The sequence below is a fragment of the Agrobacterium genomosp. 13 str. CFBP 6927 genome, assembly GCA_900012615.1.
Lineage (GTDB): Bacteria > Pseudomonadota > Alphaproteobacteria > Rhizobiales > Rhizobiaceae > Agrobacterium.
Genome location: LT009757.1, coordinates 1,173,954 through 1,198,822, shown reverse-complemented (window position 1 = coordinate 1,198,822; position 24,869 = coordinate 1,173,954). Strand labels below are relative to the sequence as shown.

Below are 24,869 nucleotides of genomic sequence, written 5' to 3'. Positions count from 1 at the left end.
TCCCTGCACTGGCGATCTCTGTGGAATCCAGAGCTTCTGGCTGCACTCAATCCAGTAGGATTTCGGGAAAATCCTGCTCCACTTCAAAAAACCTGTTGGCTTCTCATATTGTCATCAGGTCAATTCGTGGCCCCTCGGGGAAGAGCGCCCGGACGTTTGAAGGATTGATTTTGAAGAGAGGCCCCTTTTCCACGTCTCGCCCGTTCTTGCAGAGAATGAGATGATCCATCGTCACGGTGCCCTGCTCCAATAAGTCGGGCAGCAGTTCTGCACGCGGTTGGTCAGTAAATTTTACAAACCTATAGTGGAAGTACTCTTCGCCATCGCGGCGAGAGGCCGTAGCAGTCAGCCATGCGGAGGCCGGATGCCTCTGCAGGAGCCTCTCTTGAAGCGCCGATAGTTTCCAAGAAGCAACTTGCTCTATACCGTTGCCATGCCGAGGCACGTAGATCTCACGGAGCAAGCCCGTGGACCGCTCAACGAAAAGCTGTAGGCCTTGAGCGTTTGGTCGACGCGAGCTTACTGACACGTAAAGCTTCCGTCCGCCGTCACGGTCGTAGCCGTACTTCTGAGCGATCTCCTTAGACGACTTACACGCGCTTTCATTCCAACTAGGCACCATTGCGAAAAGATTGACCCGGTTCGCATCGCCTCCTGATGAGCCGCGCCTTGCCGTGAGCACCATTCCGAGGAACGTAGGCTTACGGCTCGTCTCCTGCGGGATTCCGAGCAGGTCGAGCAGAGTCTTGCCGACCGCCATGTCGCCAGTTCCCGTCGATCGAACCGGCCCCATGTGTGCAATTTCCGCGAGCGCCTGCGTAACGTCTCTTTTCTGCTGTTCAGATGATAGGTTGCTCAAAACTCCTCTCCATCTGGGAAAACCAGCTTTGAGCTTTCCGAGATGTCCTCAACGTCCGCAATGTCCGCGAGATATTCGTCAAAAAACTTCGCCGGTGTATCATTGTCAAACTTCACGATCTGGCCATCGCGATATCGAACGACCTCGGGAGCGGATGCACCTTGTTTGGCTTGTCTATTCATCTCTAGCCCAGCGGCTACGCGACGAATGTCAGCAACAAAGTCGAGGACAATGACTTCTTTTTTTGCGCTGCTGATACGTAGCCCTCTCCCTAATTGTTGGAGGAAGATTCGCCGGCTGTGGGTGACTCTCATGAAGGCGACAAGGTTTACGTCAGGAACATCAATTCCCTCGTTGAGCATCTCGATCGAAATGAGCAGGTCGATTTTCCCGAGCCTGAAATTTGACAGGTTTTTGAATCTCTGTTCACGAGGCAACTTGCTGTGCATCAGAGCAGCCCGAATGCCGCGGGCAGAAAACAGCGGCTGGAGACGCTCCGCGTGCTCTATCGAACGACAGAATGCCAGAGCCCGTGGGCTGTTAATCTCCCCTATTTTCTTAGAAATTGTCTCGACCATCCCAATGTCCCGCTCAGGGACGAGGAGGTGGCGGTTAAGATCCGCAACTGTAAGACCTTGGCTTGAGGCCCGGCTAACTTCTTCCCAGTCGATACCGTCGGTCAACATCCTGTAATCGACTGCGGCAAGATAGCCACGCTGCATTCCCTTCACGATGTCGCAGGTGTATGCGGGCTCGCCGAAGAGCGTTCGAAGGTCCTTGTCATCCCCGCGCCAAGGCGTGGCGGTCAAGCCGACGAGGAAGCTCGGCTCAAGGTCGTTCAGCAACCGACTAAAGGCATTTGACGGTGCATGATGTGCCTCGTCAACGATAACCAGCCTGAAGCGAGACTTCAAATCTTCCTCGCCCCGCTGCATAGCCGCAGCTACAGATTGCCAAGTCGCGAAGATAACCCCTCCCCGGTATGAGGGTCTTTCACCGTCCGTCCATAAGTGCGTAGAGACATTTTTGGGAAGCTGAGACCAAGACGAATGTTCAAGTTGCCGCACTAGGTCGTTCATGTGCGCGAGGACAAGGACCTCTTCGTGTGGATTACGGCGCAGCTCATTGACAATGAGCTGATTGGCGATCATGGACTTGCCGAGCCCAGTTGCCATAACCACGAGGGCGCTTTGCTCCCCGCGACCTCGGCGCCGCTCAACCTCATCTATTGCCTCGGCTTGGTAGTCGCGCAGCTCGCGCTTTTTCCGAGGAGACTCGGGCAATTGATTGAAAAAATCGAGGAGATACTTGCCATTCCAGAGCCGCAGGTCGAATCCAAGGTTCTTCTGCTCGGCTTGGAATTTATATGCATCCTGCGAAAAGTAGCTATTTGCGGCCAGAACGGAGACTTCGGCCTCGTAGTGCCCAACCGCGTAGATGGCCTCACGAGCGCCTTCCGCATCAATACCTCCAGACTTCCTGTACTTGGCCTGAAGCACCCAGCGCTGGCCGTTGAAAACACCAACGACATCAGCCCCGTGGTCACCGCTCCCGCCAACAAGCGCTACATCTGTAAAGCCTGCATGGTCGATTGCTCTGGCCAGAGCTCTTTCGAGCGCTGGCCAGGGGCCGTAAGTCAACCGTTCCTCGCAAATGAATCCTGACACAGTCATGCTCGCCAGTATTGAAGCAAACGGAGGGAAGAGAGGGATTTGGCGTACCTTAGCCTCCAGCCAGTATCCTTGCTAACTGCCGAGGCCCCCTCGTCTACTAGCCAAACAACGTCTTGGAGCGCATCCACAATCTCGTCGAGAATGATAGGCTTCAGCTTATCACTCGAGCCTGCATAGGGCCGACTAAAGAAGTTACCGTCGGTCGCTATCGCCGGCCATGTTCTGACTAGGTCAGCGATGTAGGACTGGGACACATATGCTGCGAACCTTCCGTCGACGATAAATTGCTCGACCTCGCTTTCGTTCAATCCCAAGGACTTCGTTGCTAGCCGCTTAATTCTTTCAAGTTCATGGGATGCCAGGCTGCCCGGGTCTACGGGAGCAGCGTCGGGCAAAGCCTCACCGTAATGTCGGCGCAGCTCGTCGATTAACGACGACGCCGCCGTGGCAGCGGCCGACAGGTCATCCGACGACTGAGAGAAGTACTTCTCGCGTATCGCCCTAGCGATGCGCGACACAGGTTTTTGTCGCGGAGTCTCCGCAGAGAGGGCCAGAAAGTGCTGAGCAAGGTCGACAACAAGATAATCCGCGGGTGTCTCCAGCCTGTTCTCGAAGAACTCCGAGCGCGGATTATAGTCAAATCGGAAAGAGTAGCCGTCAGGCTGAACTCTAAATGGCATACCGTCGATGTCGATCTTGTGGCGGTAGGCTTTGACCCTGAGAACTACATCCCCGGAGAGTTCTTCAACCTCGTAGGTTCCACTCAAGTCTTCGTCTAATTCGGGCATGGCTGTAGCGGAGCTGTTCTTCTCGGGTGCAGGTTTCTGGGACTCGCCGCCCCCACCGCAGGTTCAGCACTAGCGTTCGGCTCATCTATAACAATCGGGAATTCACCGCCTGCGACGGCGGCGCCGTTAGACTCTCCCCGTTTTCCTGCCTCGGCTTGTTTTACAAGCTCGTACCACTTTTCGTCGGACTGGAAGTCCGGATCCCCAGCGTAGAATTTCTCCACGTATTCCATCACCAGCCCCGAGTTTAGGCCGGTTCCGTCTTTAGTGCCGGGCACAAGGTCTTTGAGACCGGCTGTTCCCTTGCGATAGGCTGTGAAGAGTCGCGAAAGCGGGCTGTCATTTTTGCCGAGCCCCATTCGCTCGGCGATCCGCGGCTGTAAGGGTGTTTTGCCCCTCACAAGCTCGACCACATTCTTCCACTCGGGGTCCAGCTTGTCGAAGGAATCTTTCTGGTGAGAAACACGTACGAAGTCAATTTCAAGTTCGCCTATGATGCGGCCGCCCCAGTGGACCGCGTCAATAGGGTACTCGAACACTGTGTCGCCGTTCTGATCGGTGAACGTAAAAAAGGACTTATCAAGTTCCTCGATAACCCGCCCATTGCGGATAAGATCAATGCCGTAATGTTTCTTGTCGAAATAGCGCTGAATACCCAGCCAACCCTTCAGCCGCCGCGACCGCTCGATGACATGGTGGGTCTCGCCACAAGACGAGCACCTCTCGTCCGCGTCCAGCAGCCACACCCAACAGGTGGTGCAAAATCGCTGCGGGGAAAGCGTCTTATCGATTTCAATGCATGCCGGAACGTTCCCAAAGGTCTTCGTCTCTACGAAGCGCTTCGCATCCCACGCGCAGTGACGCCACGGCAGAACAAGATCAGCATCATAGAAGATCTCTATGCCCAGTCGGGCCATCACCCTGCCGTAAACTTTACCAAGCCGGTTCTTCGTGTTTTTCTTTCCAGCACCCCAAATAAGCGGACGCACGCGGTCTGCTTCCAGTCGACTAATGCGGATTTCGGTCCCGTGCACCCCTTGCTCAAGTTCTGCGCTCGTCTTGGCCCGCTGAATAAGAGGAGCATGGAAGGTTCGGTTCCTCTCAAGCTCATCGAAGTCAATTACGAGACCAGTCCAGTCAGGATCGTCCGCGCGCGTCGTCCACACCTCAGTCTTACGCCCCATCCGAGCGGTGGAGATATTGAACCCCATGCCGAACAGACCCATCTTTTCCACCGGATCATTCCCCGAGTAGCCTGCCTTTACCGCATTCTCCAGCGACTGGACCGGCATTCCGGAGGCGTTATCCAAAATCGAAATCACGCCTGTGCCGGACTTAAGCTCGGACTCCGAAGGAAGCTTTATTGAGATACGCGGCGCAGCGGAGGCCGAACCAGCTGCCGACTGATCGATAAACGCGTCAATGGAATTGTCGATTAATTCTGCGAGACATTGCCAGGGCGCAAAATCGATCTGGCCTAGCATTCTCAGAACGCGTGGTGACGGCGTGATATCAACAGTGGACATGTAAACCTTCGTGTCGGCTTGAATGATTCGATCGACGCGGCAACGCTTTGCATTTATTAGACAATGCGTTGCTGCCCCCACAAGTAGCAATTTACACTAGACAACTCTTAATCGAATAAGCAAGAGATACCGGAATATGCAATCCAGAGGGGCCCTTCGTTGAGTGAATGCAAACCGCCTTCCCTAACGCTAGTTGATTTGTTTGCCGGCTGCGGGGGGCTATCTCTCGGCATGGAAAATGCCGGTTTCACGCCGGTTTTCGTGAATGAGCTGAATGAGCATGCCCTCGAAACATACCTCCGCAACCGTTCGCATCGGGTAGGTGGAAAGCTGTTCGCCGAGCAGCCCGAGCTTCATTCGCGGAACGCCCATGAACTTCAGAGCGAAAGACTGGAGAAAATGGTGGCGGACCTATCGCGACTTGGAATTGTGCTACCGACTTTGCAAGAGGCCCAGCAAGGTGCCAATAACGGCACACTCGATTTGCTGACTGGTGGGCCGCCATGCCAGGGCTACTCAGGCATTGGACATAGGCGCTCATATGCCGTCGACAAGCAGGATATTCCGTCTAACCAATTGTACCAGCGAATGGCGGCTATTATCGAGCGGTTAAGGCCAAGGATTTTTTTGTTTGAGAATGTTCGCGGCCTCCTCAACTCGTACTGGACTGAAGAAGCGACTCGGAAGATTTGGCCTGACGTAAAGAAAAGATTCGAGGCGATCAAAGGCTACGAGGTGAGATTTTCTTTAGTAAAGGCGAGTGATTACGGGGTTCCTCAAAACCGTCCACGAGTACTTCTTGTGGGTATACGGTCGGATATCGTCGATGCGGCGGCCTCTACATTGTTGAATTTAGCGAACGATGAGCAAGATGCTGTCGCTGCAGGATTTCTCCCCCGCCCGAGCGGCGCTGCATACCCAGACCTAGTTGATCTATTATCAGATCTTGTCGATCCCACTATCGAGGCACAGCTGGCGCAATCTTGCTATCCGAAAGGCCTGTTCGCGACCCGCAATTATCTTTCAGATCCTACGACGGACATCCAGCGGAGACTGCGCAGCACTAGAGAAGGCCGGGTTCTTGCTTTAGGTGAACCTGTGACGGACCACGAATACTCCAAGCACTCGTCGCGGATCGTGTCGAAGTTTCAGCATATGCTTGAGAACCACGGAGAGATTCCAGAAGAAGCGAAGACGCGGAAATTTTCTCAGCGTGTGCTGCGGCGTCGTTGGGGCAATCTGGCCCCTAACATCACCGCAACTTCAATGCCGGACGACTACGTACACTTTGCACAAGCGCGGACGCTGACGGTTAGAGAATGGGCCAGACTACAGCTGTTTCCAGATTGGTATGAATTTGCAGGCAAGCGAACAACTGGCGGTATCCGCCGAGCAGGCAACCCGCGGGAGGGGAACTTCGAACGAGAGGTTCCGAAATACACGCAGATTGGGAACGCGGTTCCAGTTGGCTTGGCTGAGGAAGTCGGAAGGCATTTTAACCATATCCTTTCGATCGCTACAAGGAAGAGTCGCTAATGACGCCTCGCGAGCTCTCTGAACGGGACTCGCTGCGCACGGCGGAAAAAAGGAAGCTCACGCTCCTCCGTGCTGACCTGCTCTGCTGGGCCGCAGACCACGGCCGTCACTTCCCTTGGCGTAACCGTGATGCGAAGACTTACCAACAAATTGTGGTCGAAGTGCTGCTCCAGAGGACGACGGCAGCCGCGGTAGCCCGCTTCTACAACGATTTCTTCGAACGTTTCGCTAGCTGGGAGGATCTAGCAGTGGCCAGTACGGAGGATCTCGAGCACTTCTTAAAACCTCTCGGGTTATGGCGGCGAAGGGCGGTCTCGCTACTTGGACTTGCCAAGTACGCAGCCGCGCGTGGCGGGAATTTCCCCGGTGATAGCGCCCTGCATAGGAGCATCCCCGCGGTGGGACAATACGTCTCGAACGCTATCGTAATGTTCCAACATGGGGAGGCCACCCCACTACTGGATGTCAATATGGCAAGGGTGATTGAGCGCTTCGTTCGACCGCGACGGTTGGCAGATATCCGACATGACCCCTGGCTACAGCAGGCCGCGCACTGGATAGTGCGCGGCGCGAGTCCAGAACAAGTCAATTGGGCGGTCCTCGATTTTGCTGCATTAATCTGCAAAGCGAGGAAGCCCGCGTGCCCAAATTGCCCTGTCCGCGAAAGGTGTAACTACCTAAAAGCTAGGCGCAAGGAAAAACCGATCCGCTAGGGTCGTTGTTGAGCCGGCGACTCAAGGCGTTGTAAACTACCGATGGCAGCTTGAGGCATCTACGACCTTCATCAGTGCTGCTGAACCCCGTGCAACGACGCGCGCCCTAGCCGCCTAACGATCCAGCCACGGCGAATGACACTGCGTTTTGGGAATGCCTTTTCCGAGCGGTTTGATCGAACGGCATTCTTTGATGGTCCTGTTGACGGGTAACAGAATAAGATCCGGTGTCAGCTTGGGACCAATTGTGCCGTACGAACTCTGGAGCTAACGAACCTCAAACCGATGCGTTGATTTATGTGGAGGCACAATCCAGACTGCCGTGACAGCTTGCTTTACAACCGAGGGCATCATCCAAGCGAACGCATGGACTCTCTCTCTGGTTGAATTACAAGGTGTTCAAGATCCAGTCCGGGATAGCCAATCGCGTTGACCAGCTCGGCGCGCTGCTCGAGAACGCCCTGTGTCAAGACCCCGTAGCCCTGAGTCACACGATTACCGGTGCTGACATGTCCGAAGATGAAATTGAACTGCTCATCAAGGTAGCCGGCGCGTCTCATCGCATCAAAGGCCCCGTGGCGGAAGGAATAGAGCGACAACCCTCGACCATTTTTGAGACCGATCTTCTCGAGGTATCGACCGAAGTCACGGCTGTAATCGGATAACATCTGCCCGCGCTCGTTTCGGACTGCGAGTGGGAAAACGCGCGTATGCCCGCCGTCTCGAATTGCCGCCAAGTAGTCGAGGAAACCTAGCTCAATCAGCTCCTGGTGGACCGGCACAACACGGCGAGAACTTTCAGTCTTCAGCCTTTTCACTTCATCGCTGCCATCATCTGCGGTTTCGGTGACATCAAAGATCCAGGTCTGCCGCTCCTCCCGGACATCTGATAGGCCGAGCTGCGCAATCTCGCCAGGCCGGGCGCCTGAGTAGAGCATGATCAATGGTATCCAATATCGATGGTCACGGATCCTGACATCACCCGGCTTGTTCCAGAACCGGGGCGCATCGTCACTTGCACACCCTGTGAACAACGGCGACCGGAAAAGAGCGTTCATTTGGTCGACCGTAAACGGGTAGACCTTCTTCCGCTTGTCCTTGGCCAAGAACATCCCTTCGGTTGGATTGTAATCGATGTATCCATGTCCGACGAGCCAGCTGCAAAAAGCGGCAAGGTTAGAAAGATAGCGGTTCACGGTGTTCACACTTAGCACCGACTTCCGGACCGTCTCGTTGTGCGCGACGATCTGGGCGATCTTCATGCCTTTGAACTCTTTTGTCTCAGTCGCCTTGACAGGATAGAGCATCAGCAGTGCCTTCCATTCGCGGACAGCTTTCTTGTCGATCTTCGACACGGGAAAGGTCGTGCCGACATGGTCGACGAATAGACCAATATCGCGGCGAGCCTGGGCCAACGTGTCGGGCGTGACGCTGCGAGGGTTTTCGCGGGCGTAAACTTCGAACAGCTCCATAACTGATTGGCCCGGCGCCGCAGTTTCGCGGGGCTTGGCGAAGGCCGGCTTGACGATGGGATCCTTGGGTCTCCCGGAGTAGTCGCCGGCGTCTCGCTCTACCGTCCGCTCAAGGGCCTCGATATCAGCGCGCATCATGAGTGCACTAAGTTCGCGAAACTGCTCGGATCCGTCGTCCACCAACAGCTGATGCCGCTCTATAAAATGACGCACGTCCTCTTCCACCAGGGCATACCTGCCGGCTGCCAGGTCTCGCTTTAGCGCCGTCAACCGACGCGAACGAAGGTTAGCGTCATCCTGCCGAGCACGCTTTAGGAGCTCAAGGTCTGCATAGCCATTGATCATGCTTACCATGTCATCAGACCGGATCTCGCGGCGATCGATACGCAGCCAGACCAGGGCAGCTTCCCTTTCGAGATCCGCATCCGTCGGCATCGAGCGCCGCCTCTCTGCGTCCTCGTTCAGCCTCGCCTCATAGTGCTCCCAAACGGCGACCGCCTTGTCCTGGTCGCTCAAATGTCGGCGGGCGCGCATGTCGTCGAACACGACGTCCCACTTGTGGACTTCGGCATTGAGTCGGCGCTTAGCGGTCGCCTCATCCTTGGTTCGAAGTGAGATCTTCTTGTCCTCACTCGGAAAGTGATGCCGCAGCTCTGCAGGGATGTAGATCCGGGCATAGTAGGTGCCGCCTTCGCGGCGAATGAGGTTTGAGCGTCGTGTCATCAAGGGCTCCCGGAACAGCTTACCGGAACAGTAAACCGGAACACCTCTAGACGAGAAAGCTTTTTCTTGGCAATATGTTGAAGATATTCAAAGGCGTGAGAAAAGTTGGATTATCGTCCAGGTTCCCCAGCCAACCATCTTCTCATATAAAATCAAATTATTATGCGGAACGAAATGCCGACATATCCGGCTTTTCAGATTGCGCTGCATTGCTCCCTATTGCCAGCCGCCATACGGCGCTTCGGTCTCGCGTCAAGGCGACTGGTCCGGGACAATCCACCAGAATAGTTGCACGAGGTCGTTCCAGAGCCTGACGGTATCATCGATCATCGATGTCACTTCTGAATAAGCGTAAATGGCCAAAAGCGTGAGAACCGCCAGCAGCAGCCAGGGCCAGATCGAGCGTCTTGGCTGTGTTGCATCATGTTCTTTTTCATCGAGGTTCAATGGCAGCCTCCCGGTTTGCTTTGAGACTATGACGAAAAGCTGCAGGGCCGCAATGACATCCGCACACCCGTTCACGCGATGAGGCCTGCCGTTTTGTGAGTTGGCTTAAACTCGATAAATCACTGCACCTCCGGTCAGGCCCGCCCCTGCCGCAGTCAATAACAGCGTCTCTCCCTCAACGAAGCGTCTTTCAGCATTGGTAACCGAAAGCGAAAGCGGAATGGTGGCGGCGGACGAATTACCGAAAGTCTCGACCGTGCGCACCGTCTTTTGCCGGTCAATGCCGAGATTGCCGCAGACGGCGTCGAACATGCGGGCATTGGCCTGATGCGGAACAAAGCGGTCGATATTGGCGGTTTTTATACCGGCCTGTTGCAGCACCTGCTGTGAGGTCTGCGTCATCAACGCGACGGCGCGGGAAAAGACTTCGCGCCCATCCCGCATCGTCATCAGCGTCTCTTCAATCGGCATATCAAGGGAGAAAGGCTGGCTGCTGCCGCCGGCCCCTATCTGGATAAGGTCATAGCCGCTGCCATCGGAAACGAGATCGGCGGAGAGAAGGCCACGCTCAGCGTCCCGGCACGGGGCAACCACAACGGCCCCGGCGGCATCGGCGAATAGAACCGCGCTCGCCCTTTCCGCCGGATTGATGCGGCGGCTCAAAATATTGGCGGCGACGACGAGTACCGCACGGCCATGGGTGCGGACAAAACCATCCGCGAGGGTGAGCGCATAAAGAAAACCGGAACAGGCCCCGGCAAGATCGATAGCGCCGGAACGTTTCAGGCCGAGACGATGGGCAAGCAGCGGTGCGGAAGGCGGGAGAAGATGGTCCGGCGTCGAGGTTGCCAGCAATGTCAACGCAATATCGTCAGGGCCGATCTTGGCGTCTTCCAGCGCCAAACGGCCGGCTCTTTCCGCAAGTCCGCTTAACGTATCGCCCTCTCCGGCCCAATAACGCGTGCGGATACCCGTCCGCCGCTCGATCCAGCCGGCGTCCAGCCCAAGACGCGCTTCTATCTCGGCATTGCCGACGCATCGCGCGGGGACGGCATGTCCGAAACCGGCCATACGGGAGGAACGTGTCTGCATTGTCAGGCCTTTCCGAACGCTTGGAAAATGCGGATGTCTGGTTCACGCGGTTCCAGTGGCGCGCGATTTGGCCGGAGCGGCGTCAGTCACGATCGAGGCCACTTCATCGATGGCGTCAAAGGCGTAGGTCAGGTCCTCTGCCGTCGTGCAATAGGGCGGCATCAGATAGATGACGTTTCCGAGCGGGCGGATGATCAGCCCGCGCTCGCGGAACAATTGCCGCATTCGAGGACCAGCTTCGGCGAGATAACCGCCAGCAGGCACGTTGAGGTCGAGAGCCGCTATGGTTCCCGCCTGGCGGATGTTGCCGAAACGCCCGTCCCCTTCAAATCGCCCGAGTTCAGCATGCAAGGCTTCCTGCAATTGCCCGATGCGCTGCGCCACCGGCTCATCGCGCCAGACCTGCAGATTGGCGACGGCAGCAGCACAGGTGATCGGATTGGCGGTATAGGAACTGGAATGGAAAAAGGTCTTGCGGCGGTCAGTTGAAAAATGCGCATCGAAGATGTCGCCGCTGCACAGCGTTGCCGCAAGCGGCAGAGAACCGCCCGTAAGCCCCTTGGAGGTGCACAGAATATCCGGCGAGATCCCGGCCTGCTCGCAGGCGAACATGCTTCCGGTTCGGCCCCAGCCCGTCATCACCTCATCGGCGATGAGCAGGCAGCCGTGGCGTTCAGCGATCTGTTTCAACCCGGCCAGAACATCCGCACCATAAATCTTCATGCCACCGGCGCCGAGAACCAGCGGCTCGATCAACAAAGCGGCGATACGGCCCGAACGGCAGAAGCTCTCGAACATGTCGAGCGTCTCCTGCTCGCGCCCCGCCTCCGGAAAAACGAGCCGGTCGACGCCGAAAAGCAGCGGTTCATAAGCGGCATTAAACACGCCACGTTCGCCCGTCGACATGGTACCGATCGTATCGCCATGGTAGCCGTGCTCCATGACCACGATGCGGTCGCGCTTTTCGCCGCGGTTATGAAAATAACCGAGCGCCATTTTCAGCGCGACTTCCACCGAGGTCGAGCCGCTATCGGAATAAAACACATGTTCCAACCCGGCGGGCGCGCGTTCAATCAACCCTCTGGCCAGCGTTTCCGCCGGTTCGTGGGAAAATTCGGCGAAGATGATCTGGTCGAAGGCCTCGGTCGCCGCGCGAATGGCTGCCATGATCGCGGGGTGCCGGTGGCCGTGGGTGATGACCCACCAGGATGAAATGGCATCGAACAGCCGCTTGCCGTTGTCATCGACCAGATACGCGCCCTCCGCCGAGACGATGCGTTTCATCGGCGGTTCCAGCCCATGCTGGGTAAAGGGGTGCCAGACAGGGGAACGGCTCATGCCGGCACCTCCAGAAAATCAGCGAGATCAAATTGTTGAGCGAATGTTTGGTGGAGCGCGTCCGCAGTCATCGCCGGCAGGTGAGGCAACCGGCCAAGCGAACGAACCCTGCCGATATCGGCGATGATGCGCTGATTTTCCCGGTTCTCGTCGCCGATGAACACAACGCCGTGTACCGGAATTGCGCGTTGCCGCAGCGCCTCAAGCGACAGCAGCGTATGGTTGATGGTGCCAAGTGACGTCCTGGTGCACAGTATCAGCGGAATTTGCCAGCGGGCGAAGATATCGGCGAACAATAATGTGTCGGTGAGCGGCACCAGCAGGCCGCCCGCCCCTTCGATCACCAGCGGTCCGTCCGTCTGCGGCGGAAACAGACGTTCCGGATCGATCGTCACATTTTCAAGGCGGGCCGAAAGATGCGGTGAGGCCGGCATTTTCAGACGATAGCTTTCCGGCAGGATGCGCGCGCGGGGCACGCCGCCCAGCCGTTCCACAACCTCACTGTCGGTTTCTTCCTCCAGCCCGGATTGCACGGGCTTCCAGTAATACGCTTGCAGGGCATGGGCCAGCGCTGCGGAAAAGACTGTCTTGCCGATGCCCGTATCGGTGCCGGAAACGACGAAACGAGGGCTCATCGCTCCTCCTCCGTAATAGCGGCGAGCAGCCCGATCATGTCCGCGATCTGACTTTCATCCACATTGAGCGTGATCGATATGCGCAGGCGCGCCGTGCCTTCCGGTACCGTCGGCGGGCGGATCGCACGTACATCGAAACCGCCATTACGCAGACGCGCAGCGATCCTCAGCGCACGGGCATTGTCACCGATCAAGACGGGCAATATCTGCGAGCCGCTGGGTGCCATACCAAGTCGGGCGTGCAATTCTTCACTGGCGAAGTTTACCAATTCCTCCAGCCGTGTCCGCCTCCAGGTCTCGTCGGCAACGATATGCAAGGCCTCACGCACGGCTGCGGCCATCAGCGGGGACGGCGCTGTCGAATAGATGAAACCGCGGGCGCGATTGGTGAGATAATCGGCAAGAACCGCAGTCAGGCTCAGAAGCGCACCGGAAAGGCCAAGCGCCTTGCCGCAGGTATGCAGCGCCACGACATTGCCCCGACCTTCCAGTTCGGCAGCAAAGCCACGCCCGCCGGATCCGAAAATGCCGGTGGCATGCGCCTCGTCAACAACGAGGAAGCCGCCGTGCCGCTCGGCAAGATCGGCAAGGGCCGCAACCGGCGCACGGTCTCCATCCATGGAGTAGAGGCTTTCCACCGCGATCCATGGGCGGCCCCTGCCGCCCGCCTGCCGCCAACGGTTTATTTCCCGCTCAAATGCCTCGACCTGATTATGCGGCACGGCGACAGCCTTCGCCTTGCCGGCCGCAATTCCATCATGCACGCTGGCATGGATCAGTTCATCGTGAAGCACGAGATCGTCCCGAAGCGGCAAGGCAGAGAAAAGCGCGACATTGGCGGCAAATCCGCTGCCGAAATAGATCGTTCTTTCGGAACCGAAGAACATCGCCGCCTCCGCTTCAAGCGCCTGATGTTCCGGGTGGTTGCCGCGCAGCAGCCGCGAGCCACCGGCACCAACAGGCACGCCTCTTTCGATGGCGGCAGCAATCGCCGCCTTCAGCCGGGGCGCATCGGCAAGCCCGAGATAATCGTTCGAGGTGAAGTCGACCCCCTCCTGAGGGGCGAGCGCGCGCAGCCGCGATTTGCGATGCAGGCCGGCAAGCTTCGCTTCATAAGGAGAGAGCGCCGAAACGGTCACCGGCACCCTCCCGCCCCCGCAGGCTGTAGCTCCATCGGCTTCAGACCCAGCCGCCGGAACAGCGCCGTATCGTGATCTTCGCCCGGATTATCCGCCGTCAGCAACGTCTCGCCGATAAAGATGGAATTCGCCCCGGCCAGAAAACAGAGCGCCTGCGTCTCATCGCTCATTTCCGTGCGCCCGGCGGAAAGCCGCACATGCGACGTTGGCATGAGGATGCGCGCAAGCGCAATGGTGCGGACAAAATCGATCGGATCGACCGGGTCGGCATTGGCGAGCTTCGAGCCGGGGATCGGGATCAGCATGTTGATCGGCACGCTTTCCGGCGGAACTGGCAGATTGGCGAGAGTCACCAGCATCGAAATACGGTCATCGACCGTCTCCCCCATGCCGAGAATGCCGCCGGCGCAGACCTTTATGCCGGCATCACGGACATTGGCGAGCGTTTCCAGCCGGTCCTCGAAAGTGCGGGTGGTGATGATCTGCGAATAGAACCGTTCCGATGTGTCGACGTTGTGATTGTAATAATCGAGCCCGGCATCGGCGAGCCGTTCGGATTGCTCCGGCGTCAGCATGCCGAGCGTCATGCAGGTTTCCATGCCAAGCGCCTTCACGCCTTCGACCATGGCCACCACCGCCTCCATGTCACGCTCCTTGGGGTTGCGCCATGCTGCGCCCATGCAATACCGCGTCGCGCCGCCTTCCTTCGCCTTGCGCGCCTCGGCCAGCACCCGTTCCACCTCCATCAGCTTGGAGGCCTTCAGTCCGGTCGGATTACGGGCAGACTGGCTGCAATAGCTGCAATCCTCCGGGCAGCCGCCTGTTTTGATGGATAAAAGCCGGCTCATCTGGATGGCATTGGCATCGAAATGTCGGCGGTGCACCTGCTGCGCTTGGAAGAGGAGATCATTAAACGGTAAATTATAGATAATTTTAGCTTCTGCTAGCGACGAATCTGCTCCATTCATCGGAGGCGGCGCCGTGTTTGGCTCCATTTGCGTAACGATCTGATCCATTTGACGGCCTTCCGGTTAAAATAAATAGATAGAACTTCTTTTTATCTATTTTTTTTAACGCGGCTTTTGCAAGCGCTTTTTTCTGAAAAATCGTCGACCGCAGGAATCGAGGGGACAGGCGCAGCCCGATCTCCGAGCTTCTGAAGACCGACCGAAAAGATGAGAAAACACTTTTTAAGAAAGATCAGAATCGCCCCCATGGCGCAAAAAGCTGGCAATTGCTAAGGGTTAAGACATGATTACACTTCGCTCTTCCGACACTCGCGACACGGCTCGCATCCTTGAAATATGGCGCAGGGCCGTCGACGCCACTCATAACTTCCTTCTTCCGGCAGATCGCATCGCGATCGAGGAGGAAGTGACGGCTTTTCTGCCGCAGGTCCCCTTGACGCTCGCGGTCGATGCATCCGATCAGCCCCTTGGTTTCATGTTTCTGCATGAAGGCCATATGGAAGCGCTTTTCATTGATCCGGACCAGCATGGCAAAGGGATTGGAAGGGCGCTCGTACAGGCGGCGCTCGCCGCATCTCCGACGCTGACCACCGATGTGAATGAGCAGAACGCGCAGGCAATGGGCTTTTATCGTCGGCTCGGTTTCGAGCCGACGGGACGTTCCGACCTCGATGGGCAGCAACGGCCCTATCCGCTCGTTCATCTTCAATTTCGTGCGGCGGAAAAATAAGCCGCCGGGACAGGAATTTTCGGGGAGGAGCAAGTCACGAACACCATCATCCGTTTCGCAACCGATGATTTTCAGCCCGAGCACCGCTTCGACCAATGGCGCGAGGTGCGCGGCAAAAGCCTGTTCGGCGTGACGATCGAACTTGCTCCGGATCGTCGCCACACTTTCAGGGGGTCGTTTCAGGCGCGCGCCATTGCCGGTGCCGTCGTAAGCGAGATGCGCGCCTCCTCTTACCGGGTCAACCGCACGGAAGCGGATATAGCCCGCATTGCTGGCAACAGCCTCTGCATCGGCCTGCAGGTAACGGGCTCGGGGCTGCTGCATGCCGGCAGAGACCGTGTCCATGCCGTCAGCGGTGGCGATATCACCATCAACTACTCGGATTTACCCTATGACGCGTTACCGGGCGGCGAGGCGGCCTTTCACTACAGGATGCTCAAGATTCCCGTCGATTACGAGGTCATGCTTGGCCAGCCGGCCGATGACCTGTTTGCGACGCGTTATAGCGACAATACCGCCTTCTCCCGGCCCTTCCGAGCGCTTTTCAATGCACTGAACGCCGACAACGGCAGGCTCATAGACCCCGCACGCGATGTGGCGCATGTCGCCCGGCTTGCCATGACGGTGCGCGGGCGGCTTTCGTCCTCCATGCCGGAGGTGCGCGCCGCGCTGAGGACCGGGCTTTGTTATGCCGCCCAGGACATCATGATGCACAAAAAATCCCGGCAAAACCTGACACCCGCCTCGGTGGCGAAGGAACTGGGCATTTCGCTGCGGCAATTGCATGTCGTTTTCGAGGGCGCGGAACTGTCGTTTTCCCGGACGCTTTCCTCCATGCGTATCGAGGAAGCGCGACGCCTGCTGCTGGAATTTCCCGCTTTGCCAATAACGCAGGTCGCCTATGGTTGCGGCTTTGACAGCCTGGCCACCTTCTACCGGGTGTTCAGCAACACCTTTGGCATGACGCCTGGCGAGGCACGCGCGATAAGTCTGCCGACCGCTTAAATTTCACCTCTGCGCGCAATGAGAAGACGCCTCATCTCCACCTCTGTAAAGCCGATGGATCGTGCAGTCCCGTCCGGCAATCTGAGGAGCGCTCCCATGACCAATTTTTTCGATTTCGCGATTTCCGGGCTGCCCGACGCCACCGCATTTCGCCGCAGCCCGCCGCCCTGTGAAATCGACCGGCTGCTCCGGACGAGTTCCTTCACGGCAGCACTGCGTCTGCTTTCCGGAAGTTTCATCGCCCTTTATGAAGGTTCGCCCGGCATGATCGCGCTTTTTGCGACGCGCCAGAGCCGGCTCCTTTGCCATGCGCTGCTAGCGCTGTATTTTCAAAAATGTGACATCTGCGAAACCGGAGCGGGCGAGCCCGCCCTAACGCGGGAAGATTTCGGCCGTCTCGCGCTCCGCCATGGCCTCGCCAGCCACGATGTCGCTTATGCCTTTTTCGAAGAGGCGCTGAAACGCGGGCTGACGAGAGAGGTGAAATCCGACGGAGAAAAGAGCAACGGGGTGGCGCCTTCGCAGCTGACCCTGGCGATGCTTGCACATTGGTACGATGTGCATTTTCAGGCACTCGACCTGATCGATGAAGGTTTCAGGGCCTCCAGATTCATCAAACAGTCCGAAACCATGCTCGCGCACATCCATCCCCGCGTGACGGAAGCGCTGCTTTCCAATCCCGAGGTCCGCTGCCCCGGGCCACTTTCCATCATCTTCAACTGGTTCGACGCCGGCGGGCTTTTGATGGATCGCCTGATCGCCGGGATAGACTGGGAAAAGCCGACGGAACAGGGCAGGCACCTGACGGATGTGAAGACGGTGTCGGAACTGGCAAAATCGCTCTCCCTTACCCGCCCCCATGTTGCCCGCAAGCTTGCGGCAGCCGAACTGATCGGCGGCATCGGCTGGAGCGGACGGCGGGGTCGCTCGGCGCTCTGGATATCGCAGGGCTTTTACGAGGAATATGCCCGCATGCAGGCGCGCAAGCTCCTCATTCTCGATGATGCCTTCATGGAGACGACGTGAGGTTGCGGAACCGGAGGGCACGGCATTTGTCGATGGTTATGAGTGATACCCATTGACAAAATTCGAGAACTACGGCTCTTCTACTGCCCATGCGTAAGATGTTGCAAACATCGAAATTGACGGCACTGCTGTTTAGACTGGTGATGATACTGTCACTGGCGGGTTACAGCGTTTCCACCGTCAATGCCGCAATGCATGGTCCAGACGCTGCGGGAATGCCGCACGACCAATCGGTCATGATGGATCATGGCGCGATGAAGAGCCACGGTGGTTCGGCCATGGCGTCCGACGATCATCACAAGATGGATGCGGCAGAGCACGACAGCGGCGTTAAAAAGCCGGTCAAGCCGGAATGCTGTGGCGATTTCTGTCTCGGCATGGCCGTGTTGATCGCTCATGACGCGCTGGGCAAACCCGTCGACAATTCCATTCGTTCCTTCCTCGACGATAGCAAGGCCGTGGGCGAGACCCCGCTCCTTCACCGTCCACCGAATATCTGAACAGGCAAAGCCCGCCTGCTGGGCAATGACCGTGCGTGAGCGGCTTTAGCGCCGTCGCGCCGTTACATCTCCTGTTCGGACATTACCATGAATCCTATTTACATCGTGGTGGCAGCGCCCCTGCTTCTGGGCGGCTGCACGGCCACATCCTTGATGAACGAGGCTACCTCGTTTGAAGACGCGGCGAACCCGTCGCTCGGCGTCGCACCCATCCGCTATCAAACGCCGGTTACGGGTTATACGCACCGCGCCCCGGCTGACCCGAAGCCCTGGCGTAACCAGAACGATGCGCAGGCTCCGAAAGGAGACGCATCATGACGATAGGCATATTCAAACTCGCGGCCGCCCTCTCCTTCCCCGTCATTCTCGGCGGCTGTGTCACGGCCGCCGACTACACCTCGAAAAATGCGGGCTTCACCACCGTATCGGCCAAAACATCCGAAGCGACCGGAAAGCAGACGGTCTGGATACAGAACAGGGCAGAGGCGCAGGCGACTTCGGCCCGCGTCAAGTCGCTGATGGCCACCAAAACCATCGATGTCGAAACAGCGGTTCAGGTCGCGCTGCTCAACAACAAGGGCCTTCAGGCTGCTTATACGGATCTGGGTGAATCGGCCGCAACCGCCTGGCAATCGACCATGCTGGTCAATCCGAGGGTCGGTATCGGGCTGACGGGCATCGGCACGCCGGGGCTCAGGGCCTACAAGGCGATCGAGGGTGTGATCGTCACCAATATTTTGGCGCTGGCCACTCTTAAACAGAATGTCGAGATCGCCGATACCGGCTTCCGCAAGGCGCAGCTCGCAGCCGCACTGAAGACGTTGCAACTGGCGGCGGATACCCGCCGGGCGTGGATCACGGCTGTCGCGGCCTGGGAAAATGTCGGCCAGCTCGCTCAGGCGCAGACGGCGGCGGATGCAGCCTCGGAACTTGCCAAAAAGCTTGGGGAGGCCGGCTCCCTGAACAAGGAGGGCCAGGCCCGCGAACAGGTCTTTTATGCCGAGCTGACAGGCCAGATCGCCAAGGCAAGGCTTGAGGCGCGTCTTGCGAAGGAAGAGCTGACAAGGCTGATGGGACTGTGGGGAGGAGACATCGAATACAGCATCCCCAATCGCCTGCCGCAGCTTCCCAAGGATATTGCCAAACGCGACATGATCGAGGCCGAGGCGCTGCAACGCCGCGTGGATTTGCAGATCGCCAAACTCGATCTGGAATCGACCGCCCGGTCGTTCAAGCTCACCGAGGCCACCCGATACGTCACCGATCTCGAGCTTCGTTCCGGTTTCGAGACCGAACGCGAGCGTGACGAGGACGCCATAAACAAACAGACGACGGGCAATGCAGAACTGGAATTCGTCATTCCGATCTTCGATTCCGGCCGGGCAAGAATGCGGGAATCCGAACTTGCCTATATGCGCGCGGCAAATCTGCTGGCGGAAAAGGCGGTCAATGTCCGCTCCGAAGCCCGTTCGGCCTATCAGGCCTATCGCTCGAACTACGATATCGCCCGGCACTATCGCAACAGCGTTGTGCCGCTGCGAACGAAGATCGAGGAAGAGTCGCTGCTCACCTATAACGGCATGCTCACCAATACCTTCGAACTGCTCGCCGACAGCCGCGAAAAGGTCAATTCGAACCTGCTCGCCATCAATGCCAAACGCGACTTCTGGCTCGCGGAAGCCGGCCTCGCTCCCGCCATCTATGGCGGTGGCGCGGCTACGGCAGGGGCAGAAACAGAAGTTGCCGCCGCTGGTGGCGGCGGTGGCGGACATTGAGAAAGGAAACGGCCATGTTCAATAGAAGAAACTTTCTGGGTGTCGGCGCCGCAATGGTCTCTACGGCGGCATGGGCAAAGACATCGAATAGCAGCCTGCCGGAAGCGGCCGTGATGGAGACGGCGGCAACCCAGGCGCCGGTCAAGCCCACCACCGGTCCCGATTACAACCCGGTCGTCACCCTGAACGGCTGGACCCTGCCATTCCGGATGAACAACGGCGTCAAGGAATTCCACCTTGTCGCCGAGCCGGTGGAACGCGAGATGGCAGAGGGCATGACCGCCCGCCTCTGGGGCTATAACGGCCAGTCGCCCGGTCCGACCATCGAAGCCGTCGAAGGCGACCGGGTGCGTATTTTCGTCACCAACAAGCTGCCGGAACATACGACCATCCACTGGCACGGCATGATCCTGCCCTCGGGCATGGACGGCGTCGGCGGCCTGTCACAGCCGCATATCCCCGTCGGCAAGACTTTCGTTTACGAATTCGATCTCGTGAAATCGGGTACCTTCATGTACCACCCGCATTCGGACGAAATGGTCCAGATGGCGATGGGCATGATGGGCTTCTTCGTGATCCATCCGAAGGATCCGGCATTCATGCCTGTTGATCGCGACTTCGTCTTCCTGATCAACGCCTTCGACATCAACCCCGGCTCCTACGTGCCGAAAATCATGACCATGACGGATTTCAATGTTTGGTCATGGAACAGCCGGGTGTTTCCGGGCATCGATCCGCTGGTGGTTTCCAAGGATGACAGAGTGCGCGTGCGCGTCGGCAACCTGACCATGACAAACCATCCGATCCACATGCATGGCTACGATTTCGAGGTGACCTGTACGGATGGCGGCTGGGTGCGGCCCGAGGCGCGATGGCCCGAAGTCAGCATCGACATCCCTGTCGGTGCGATGCGAGCTTACGAATTCGACGCCAAATATGTCGGCGACTGGGCCATCCATTGCCACAAGTCGCACCATACGATGAACGCGATGGGGCATGACGTCCCGACCTTCATCGGCGTCGACAAGAAGACCGTCACCGAAAAAATCCGCAAGGTCCGGCCGGAATATATGCCGATGGGCACCGCCGGCATGGCCGATATGGGTGCCATGGAAATGGAAATCCCCGAGAATACCGTTCCCATGATGACCGGCTGGGGTCCGCACGGCCCAATCGAGATGGGCGGCATGTTCTCCGTGGTGAAGGTCCGCGAAGGCATTTCCGCCGGCGATTACTCAGATCCCGGCTGGTACGAAAACCCGCCCGGAACCCAGGCCTGGGAATGGACCGGCGACGTGCCGGCGACCGAAAAGACCAATGATCCCAAAACACAGATCACGCCGAAACCCATGAAACACGGCTGATCGTGCAGACCACAACCCCCACAGAACCAAGGAACATGCAATGACCAGACTGAAACTTGCACTGCTTCTCACCGCTCTTGCCACACCCGCCTTCGCCTCGGGCACACACGGCGGCGGCCATGATGCAATGGCGATCGGCGAACCCGGCGACAAATCCAAGGTGACGCAAACCATCCAGGTGACGATGAAGGAGACGCCTGACGGCAAGATGCTGTTCACCCCCGCCAAGTTTGAATTCAAGAAGGGCAAGACCGTGCGTTTTGCCGTGAAGAATGTCGGCGAGCTGGACCACGAATTCATCCTCGACGAGCAGAAGGCCAATCTTGAGCACAAGGCCGCCATGGAGAAGGCCCCGGAGATGGAACATGACAATCCCAATGCGATCAGCCTTGCGCCGGGCGAAAGCGGCGAAATCATCTGGAAATTCACCAATGACGGGATGTTCGAATTCGCCTGCCTGAAACCCGGGCATTACGAGGCCGGCATGCGCGGCGATCTCAAAGTTTCGGCAAAGTAACCCATTCAGCAAAGGAATCCGACCATGAAGACAATCGTTAAAATCTCCATTGCAGCAGCGCTGTTGCTTGCCGCACCCTTCGGCGCATTCGCCCAGGAATTCACCAAGGGCACGGTGAAGAAGGTCGACGCCGCCGCGAAAAAAGTCACCATCATCCATGAGGAACTGAAGAACCTCGACATGCCTGCCATGACGATGGTGTTCCGCGTCAAGGACGATGCTCTGCTCGCCAAGCTCAAGGAAGGCGCGAACATCGAATTCGTCGCCGAGCGCGCAGACGGCAAGCTGGTCGTCGCCCAGGTGAAATAAGGCCCCCAAAGCCTGCACACGCCCGTGACGGACCGAAATGCGGCACTGGCACGGGCGTGTGCGCCATGTCAAATATTCATGCCGAAGCGTGGCCTTCGAATCGCCGGCACCCATGCTCAAAACAAGCCGATTTGCAGCAGGGAGTTCCGCCTTGCCTGACGGTCGGGAATGAGGTGGCCGCAAAGCCGCCATATGCCAAATGATTTTCTACAAAATAAATAGAAAAAGAACGACCTGTCTTTCTTGACGCGGTTCTGATCCCTAGGCTAGCTGTCATCATTGGCCGCCTTCAGGGAGGGACGATGTTGAACGAAATCCTGTATCAATGCCGCAATCTCAACCGCTGCAATTGATGCTGGCGCAATATCGGTCCGGTTGAATTGGGGAAAAAGGTGACACGATACGTTATTATCGGCGCAGGTGCGGTCGGCGCGAGTCTTGCCGCGCAGTTCGAGCTTTCCGGCATCAAATATGCTCTGGTCGGGCGCGGCGCACAGATTGCTTCCATTATCAAACAGGGCCTGAGCTATCAGAGGCCATCGGGTACGCAGCAGATAAGGCTGAACGCCTTTGATGTATCCGAACCGCCCGAACTGGCACTCGATGATATTCTGCTGCTGACCGTGAAGACACAGGATGTGGTGGCCACGCTGGCGGACTGGTCATGGCGTCAGGTGCAGGGCGCGGAGGGCGCCACGGCCGCGCAATTGCCGCTGGTTACCTTTCAGAACGGTCTGGCGACGGAAGCCCTGGCGCTTAGAACCTTCGCCAATGTCTATGGGGCCAGCATTCTGACCCCTGCCCGGTTTACGCAAACGGGCGCAGTGGCAGCAGCCGGCAATCCGCAGGTCGGCGTCGTCACCATAGGGCGTTTCCCTGCCGGTTCCGACGATACGGCGACGGAAATTGCCGCAGACCTTGCTCGCGCCAATTATCTCGCGGAAACCAGCAACGATATCCGTCGCTGGAAATCGGCAAAACTCCTTCACAATGTCCGCAATGCGCTGGATCTGTTTGCAGTAGAAGACGATCTGCGGGCCTCCATCGCCGAGGCACTGGTCCATGAGGCCCGTCAGGCGCTTGAAGCCGCCGGCTACAATCTCGCCTCTCCTTCCGAGCGGACCATCGATATTTCGAGCTGGAGCATCGCAGAAAACAGCGGCATCGAGCTTGGCCAGCAATCAACCTGGCAGAGTTTCGCCCGGGGCGCATCCAGCGAGGTCGATTATCTCAACGGGGAAATCGTGCTGCTCGGGCGTCTGCACAACATTGCGACGCCTTATAACGAGGCTATCCAGTCCCTTGCCGGAAGGCTGGCGCATCAGGGCCGTTTCTCGAAGGCGGCGCCGCTCGATGCAATCCGGTCTCTTGTCCTGCAATTGCAGGATCGCGACAAAAACGGTCTCGCCGCCGCGCAATGACGCGGTCGATCCATTCTTCACATGAAAACCACCAAACTGAAGCGATAAAATGAGAGAAGCCATTCCAGATCAGATCCTCACCGCCGCCGGTGCGCTGTTTTACAACGAGGGTATCAGGGCAGTCGGGATCGATCGCATTATTGAAGAAGCGAAGGTCGCCAAGGCGACACTCTATCGACATTTTCCATCCAAGGATCACCTCGTTGCTGCCTATCTTCAGGATCGCCACGACCGTGTCATTCGCTCGCTGCAGGATGTTTTGACCGCAACGAACAATCCGAGGGACCAGATCCGGGTGATTTTCGAGCGGCTTTACGAGAAAGCCGACAGCCCCGAATTCAGAGGCTGCGCCTTTGCACTTGCGGTTGCCGAACACGGCGATTCCGATCGGGTCGTCACCGTGGCGAGAACCCATAAGCGAATGGTGCGGGACATCTTTGAGACGGTCATGTCCAAGACAGGGGGCCGGCCGGATCAGGCCGCATCTCACCTTTCGCTTCTTTACGAAGGCGCACTCGCGACCGTCGCCGTCGGGCGCGATCCGCATGCCGTTCTCATCGCCCGGGACTGTGCGCTCTCGGTGTTCGATCTTGCAGCCGGCCAGGCATCCTGAGGAAACCAGATATGACAAAGACCATCGATTATTTCTTCGGCATCGGCTCCCCCTGGGCCTTCCTCGGCCTGGAGCCTTTCGCCGCCCTTGCCGGTGAACAGAACGCCACGATCCGACCCCACATCATTCCGCTGATCGAGGATAATGGCGCGATCTATTCCCGCAACCGTCCGGAGGCGCGCCGTGCCTATTGGACGAAGGATTTAAAACGCTGGGCCGCGTTGCGCGGCAAGTCGCTGAACTTCGAAAACCGTGCCGCCCTTTCCGATCCTACCCCCGCAGGCTTCATGGTCATTGCCGCCATCGAGGCGGGCGAGGACTGGCTGAAACTGACCAAGGCACTTCAGGGAGCCTTCTGGGAAGGCGGCGAAGACATCGGCAAGGCCGAGATTCGCCGTGCAATCGCGGACAAAGCCGGCTTCGACGGCAAGGCGCTGGATGAGCGCGGCGGAAGCGACGCTATCGCCGCCATCTGGAAAGCCAATTACGAAACAGCAAAGACAGCAGGCGTGTTCGGACTTCCGACATTCCGTTACGAGGGCGAACTTTATTGGGGACAGGACAGCCTTCCCTTCCTTGAACGTCATCTCAAGGGCGAAAAACTGGTCGCCTGATCCCTGTCGTGACCGGGTGCTCGCTGCCGCTTGGCTGCGCCCGGTCTGCGGCTTTCTTCGGACCGTTCTTGTGGAGTTCCCCATGT

General features: G+C 57.9%; 25 protein-coding genes. 14 read left to right on the top strand and 11 right to left on the bottom strand.

The features are described from left to right. Positions 1-103 precede the first annotated feature (103 nt). The 4 genes from AGR13A_RS19810 to AGR13A_RS19795 are packed head-to-tail and all read right to left on the bottom strand — an operon-like array spanning position 104 to position 4,846. Positions 104-859, bottom strand: a complete 756-nt coding sequence (locus tag AGR13A_RS19810; protein ID WP_080838866.1) for an MvaI/BcnI family restriction endonuclease — start codon at positions 857-859, stop codon at positions 104-106. After that, positions 856-2,532 carry a DEAD/DEAH box helicase family protein gene (locus AGR13A_RS19805; RefSeq protein ID WP_080838864.1) on the bottom strand — a complete coding sequence of 559 codons (1,677 nt, stop codon included), beginning with the start codon at positions 2,530-2,532 and terminating at the stop codon, positions 856-858. The genes AGR13A_RS19810 and AGR13A_RS19805 overlap by 4 nt, the downstream gene beginning before the upstream one ends. Further along, on the bottom strand, positions 2,529-3,320 hold the full coding sequence (locus AGR13A_RS19800; protein WP_080838862.1) for a hypothetical protein: 792 nt from the start codon (positions 3,318-3,320) through the stop codon (positions 2,529-2,531). Before AGR13A_RS19800 ends, AGR13A_RS19805 begins: the two co-directional genes overlap by 4 nt. Further along, positions 3,308-4,846 (bottom strand): ATP-binding protein, encoded by a 1,539-nt coding sequence (locus AGR13A_RS19795; protein WP_080838859.1) that lies wholly within the window; start codon positions 4,844-4,846, stop codon positions 3,308-3,310. The genes AGR13A_RS19800 and AGR13A_RS19795 overlap by 13 nt, the downstream gene beginning before the upstream one ends. Positions 4,847-5,005: 159 nt before the next feature. Here AGR13A_RS19795 and AGR13A_RS19790 point away from each other — a divergent pair, with 159 nt between their 5' ends. Together AGR13A_RS19790 and AGR13A_RS19785 are read left to right on the top strand one after the other, a co-directional pair. Next, positions 5,006-6,382: a DNA cytosine methyltransferase gene (locus tag AGR13A_RS19790; RefSeq protein ID WP_308400305.1), complete on the top strand. Its 1,377-nt coding sequence runs from the start codon at positions 5,006-5,008 to the stop codon at positions 6,380-6,382. After that, positions 6,382-7,095 carry a hypothetical protein gene (locus AGR13A_RS19785; protein ID WP_080838857.1) on the top strand — a complete coding sequence of 238 codons (714 nt, stop codon included), beginning with the start codon at positions 6,382-6,384 and terminating at the stop codon, positions 7,093-7,095. Before AGR13A_RS19790 ends, AGR13A_RS19785 begins: the two co-directional genes overlap by 1 nt. Before the next feature lie 350 nt (positions 7,096-7,445). Here the strand turns inward: AGR13A_RS19785 and AGR13A_RS19780 are convergent, their stop codons facing one another. The 7 genes from AGR13A_RS19780 to bioB form a co-directional block, all read right to left on the bottom strand. After that, positions 7,446-9,290, bottom strand: coding sequence for a site-specific integrase (locus AGR13A_RS19780; RefSeq protein WP_080838855.1), 1,845 nt, complete (start codon positions 9,288-9,290; stop codon positions 7,446-7,448). 252 nt (positions 9,291-9,542) lie between these two features. After that, positions 9,543-9,737 carry a hypothetical protein gene (locus tag AGR13A_RS19775; RefSeq protein WP_080838853.1) on the bottom strand — a complete coding sequence of 65 codons (195 nt, stop codon included), beginning with the start codon at positions 9,735-9,737 and terminating at the stop codon, positions 9,543-9,545. A gap of 105 nt (positions 9,738-9,842) precedes the next feature. After that, positions 9,843-10,829 carry a beta-ketoacyl-ACP synthase III gene (locus AGR13A_RS19770; protein ID WP_080838851.1) on the bottom strand — a complete coding sequence of 329 codons (987 nt, stop codon included), beginning with the start codon at positions 10,827-10,829 and terminating at the stop codon, positions 9,843-9,845. A 42-nt stretch (positions 10,830-10,871) separates the two neighbouring features. Then, complete coding sequence (locus AGR13A_RS19765) at positions 10,872-12,167, bottom strand: adenosylmethionine--8-amino-7-oxononanoate transaminase (protein WP_080838849.1); 1,296 nt, start codon at positions 12,165-12,167, stop codon at positions 10,872-10,874. Beyond that, the gene (gene bioD / locus AGR13A_RS19760; RefSeq protein WP_080838847.1) at positions 12,164-12,802 is read right to left on the bottom strand and encodes a dethiobiotin synthase; all 639 of its coding nucleotides are present in this window, start codon (positions 12,800-12,802) and stop codon (positions 12,164-12,166) included. Before bioD ends, AGR13A_RS19765 begins: the two co-directional genes overlap by 4 nt. Next, complete coding sequence (locus AGR13A_RS19755) at positions 12,799-13,941, bottom strand: 8-amino-7-oxononanoate synthase (RefSeq protein WP_080838845.1); 1,143 nt, start codon at positions 13,939-13,941, stop codon at positions 12,799-12,801. Before AGR13A_RS19755 ends, bioD begins: the two co-directional genes overlap by 4 nt. Further along, positions 13,938-14,957, bottom strand: coding sequence for a biotin synthase BioB (bioB, locus tag AGR13A_RS19750; protein WP_080838844.1), 1,020 nt, complete (start codon positions 14,955-14,957; stop codon positions 13,938-13,940). The genes AGR13A_RS19755 and bioB overlap by 4 nt, the downstream gene beginning before the upstream one ends. A gap of 235 nt (positions 14,958-15,192) precedes the next feature. Here bioB and AGR13A_RS19745 point away from each other — a divergent pair, with 235 nt between their 5' ends. From AGR13A_RS19745 to AGR13A_RS19690, 12 genes are all read left to right on the top strand, one after another. Further along, positions 15,193-15,639: an acetyltransferase gene (locus tag AGR13A_RS19745; protein WP_080838842.1), complete on the top strand. Its 447-nt coding sequence runs from the start codon at positions 15,193-15,195 to the stop codon at positions 15,637-15,639. A 105-nt stretch (positions 15,640-15,744) separates the two neighbouring features. Further along, entirely contained in the window at positions 15,745-16,644 is a 900-nt protein-coding gene (locus AGR13A_RS19740; RefSeq protein ID WP_080838840.1) for a helix-turn-helix transcriptional regulator, read from the top strand. Positions 16,645-16,740: 96 nt separating this feature from the next. Then, positions 16,741-17,670: a hypothetical protein gene (locus AGR13A_RS19735; RefSeq protein ID WP_080838838.1), complete on the top strand. Its 930-nt coding sequence runs from the start codon at positions 16,741-16,743 to the stop codon at positions 17,668-17,670. Positions 17,671-17,759: 89 nt separating this feature from the next. Further along, positions 17,760-18,170, top strand: coding sequence for a hypothetical protein (locus tag AGR13A_RS19730; RefSeq protein WP_080838836.1), 411 nt, complete (start codon positions 17,760-17,762; stop codon positions 18,168-18,170). 87 nt (positions 18,171-18,257) lie between these two features. Beyond that, positions 18,258-18,488, top strand: coding sequence for a hypothetical protein (locus AGR13A_RS19725; protein ID WP_035223825.1), 231 nt, complete (start codon positions 18,258-18,260; stop codon positions 18,486-18,488). Next, the gene (locus AGR13A_RS19720) at positions 18,485-19,945 is read left to right on the top strand and encodes a TolC family protein (protein ID WP_080838833.1); all 1,461 of its coding nucleotides are present in this window, start codon (positions 18,485-18,487) and stop codon (positions 19,943-19,945) included. The genes AGR13A_RS19725 and AGR13A_RS19720 overlap by 4 nt, the downstream gene beginning before the upstream one ends. Positions 19,946-19,959: 14 nt before the next feature. Then, the gene (locus AGR13A_RS19715; protein ID WP_080838832.1) at positions 19,960-21,309 is read left to right on the top strand and encodes a multicopper oxidase family protein; all 1,350 of its coding nucleotides are present in this window, start codon (positions 19,960-19,962) and stop codon (positions 21,307-21,309) included. Between the two features lie 40 nt (positions 21,310-21,349). Then, complete coding sequence (locus tag AGR13A_RS19710; RefSeq protein ID WP_035223828.1) at positions 21,350-21,826, top strand: cupredoxin domain-containing protein; 477 nt, start codon at positions 21,350-21,352, stop codon at positions 21,824-21,826. Positions 21,827-21,850: 24 nt separating this feature from the next. Next, positions 21,851-22,135 (top strand): copper-binding protein, encoded by a 285-nt coding sequence (locus AGR13A_RS19705; RefSeq protein WP_035223830.1) that lies wholly within the window; start codon positions 21,851-21,853, stop codon positions 22,133-22,135. Between the two features lie 392 nt (positions 22,136-22,527). Further along, positions 22,528-23,556: a ketopantoate reductase family protein gene (locus AGR13A_RS19700; RefSeq protein WP_080838827.1), complete on the top strand. Its 1,029-nt coding sequence runs from the start codon at positions 22,528-22,530 to the stop codon at positions 23,554-23,556. Between the two features lie 49 nt (positions 23,557-23,605). Next, positions 23,606-24,169, top strand: coding sequence for a TetR/AcrR family transcriptional regulator (locus AGR13A_RS19695; RefSeq protein WP_035223834.1), 564 nt, complete (start codon positions 23,606-23,608; stop codon positions 24,167-24,169). Between the two features lie 11 nt (positions 24,170-24,180). Further along, positions 24,181-24,783, top strand: a complete 603-nt coding sequence (locus AGR13A_RS19690; protein ID WP_035223836.1) for a 2-hydroxychromene-2-carboxylate isomerase — start codon at positions 24,181-24,183, stop codon at positions 24,781-24,783. Positions 24,784-24,869: the final 86 nt, after the last annotated feature.

What these genes read in the sequence shown, in the direction of transcription:
- bioD (WP_080838847.1), bottom strand. Translation starts at nt 12,802, where the DNA reads ATGAGCCCTCGTTTCGTCGTTTCCGGCACCGATACGGGCATCGGCAAG.
- AGR13A_RS19695 (WP_035223834.1), top strand. Translation starts at nt 23,606, where the DNA reads ATGAGAGAAGCCATTCCAGATCAGATCCTCACCGCCGCCGGTGCGCTG.
- AGR13A_RS19715 (WP_080838832.1), top strand. Translation starts at nt 19,960, where the DNA reads ATGTTCAATAGAAGAAACTTTCTGGGTGTCGGCGCCGCAATGGTCTCT.
- AGR13A_RS19690 (WP_035223836.1), top strand. Translation starts at nt 24,181, where the DNA reads ATGACAAAGACCATCGATTATTTCTTCGGCATCGGCTCCCCCTGGGCC.
- AGR13A_RS19770 (WP_080838851.1), bottom strand. Translation starts at nt 10,829, where the DNA reads ATGCAGACACGTTCCTCCCGTATGGCCGGTTTCGGACATGCCGTCCCC.
- AGR13A_RS19710 (WP_035223828.1), top strand. Translation starts at nt 21,350, where the DNA reads ATGACCAGACTGAAACTTGCACTGCTTCTCACCGCTCTTGCCACACCC.
- AGR13A_RS19720 (WP_080838833.1), top strand. Translation starts at nt 18,485, where the DNA reads ATGACGATAGGCATATTCAAACTCGCGGCCGCCCTCTCCTTCCCCGTC.
- bioB (WP_080838844.1), bottom strand. Translation starts at nt 14,957, where the DNA reads ATGGATCAGATCGTTACGCAAATGGAGCCAAACACGGCGCCGCCTCCG.
- AGR13A_RS19745 (WP_080838842.1), top strand. Translation starts at nt 15,193, where the DNA reads ATGATTACACTTCGCTCTTCCGACACTCGCGACACGGCTCGCATCCTT.
- AGR13A_RS19730 (WP_080838836.1), top strand. Translation starts at nt 17,760, where the DNA reads ATGCGTAAGATGTTGCAAACATCGAAATTGACGGCACTGCTGTTTAGA.
- AGR13A_RS19805 (WP_080838864.1), bottom strand. Translation starts at nt 2,532, where the DNA reads ATGACTGTGTCAGGATTCATTTGCGAGGAACGGTTGACTTACGGCCCC.
- AGR13A_RS19800 (WP_080838862.1), bottom strand. Translation starts at nt 3,320, where the DNA reads ATGCCCGAATTAGACGAAGACTTGAGTGGAACCTACGAGGTTGAAGAA.
- AGR13A_RS19780 (WP_080838855.1), bottom strand. Translation starts at nt 9,290, where the DNA reads ATGACACGACGCTCAAACCTCATTCGCCGCGAAGGCGGCACCTACTAT.
- AGR13A_RS19725 (WP_035223825.1), top strand. Translation starts at nt 18,258, where the DNA reads ATGAATCCTATTTACATCGTGGTGGCAGCGCCCCTGCTTCTGGGCGGC.
- AGR13A_RS19785 (WP_080838857.1), top strand. Translation starts at nt 6,382, where the DNA reads ATGACGCCTCGCGAGCTCTCTGAACGGGACTCGCTGCGCACGGCGGAA.
- AGR13A_RS19705 (WP_035223830.1), top strand. Translation starts at nt 21,851, where the DNA reads ATGAAGACAATCGTTAAAATCTCCATTGCAGCAGCGCTGTTGCTTGCC.
- AGR13A_RS19795 (WP_080838859.1), bottom strand. Translation starts at nt 4,846, where the DNA reads ATGTCCACTGTTGATATCACGCCGTCACCACGCGTTCTGAGAATGCTA.
- AGR13A_RS19735 (WP_080838838.1), top strand. Translation starts at nt 16,741, where the DNA reads ATGACCAATTTTTTCGATTTCGCGATTTCCGGGCTGCCCGACGCCACC.
- AGR13A_RS19765 (WP_080838849.1), bottom strand. Translation starts at nt 12,167, where the DNA reads ATGAGCCGTTCCCCTGTCTGGCACCCCTTTACCCAGCATGGGCTGGAA.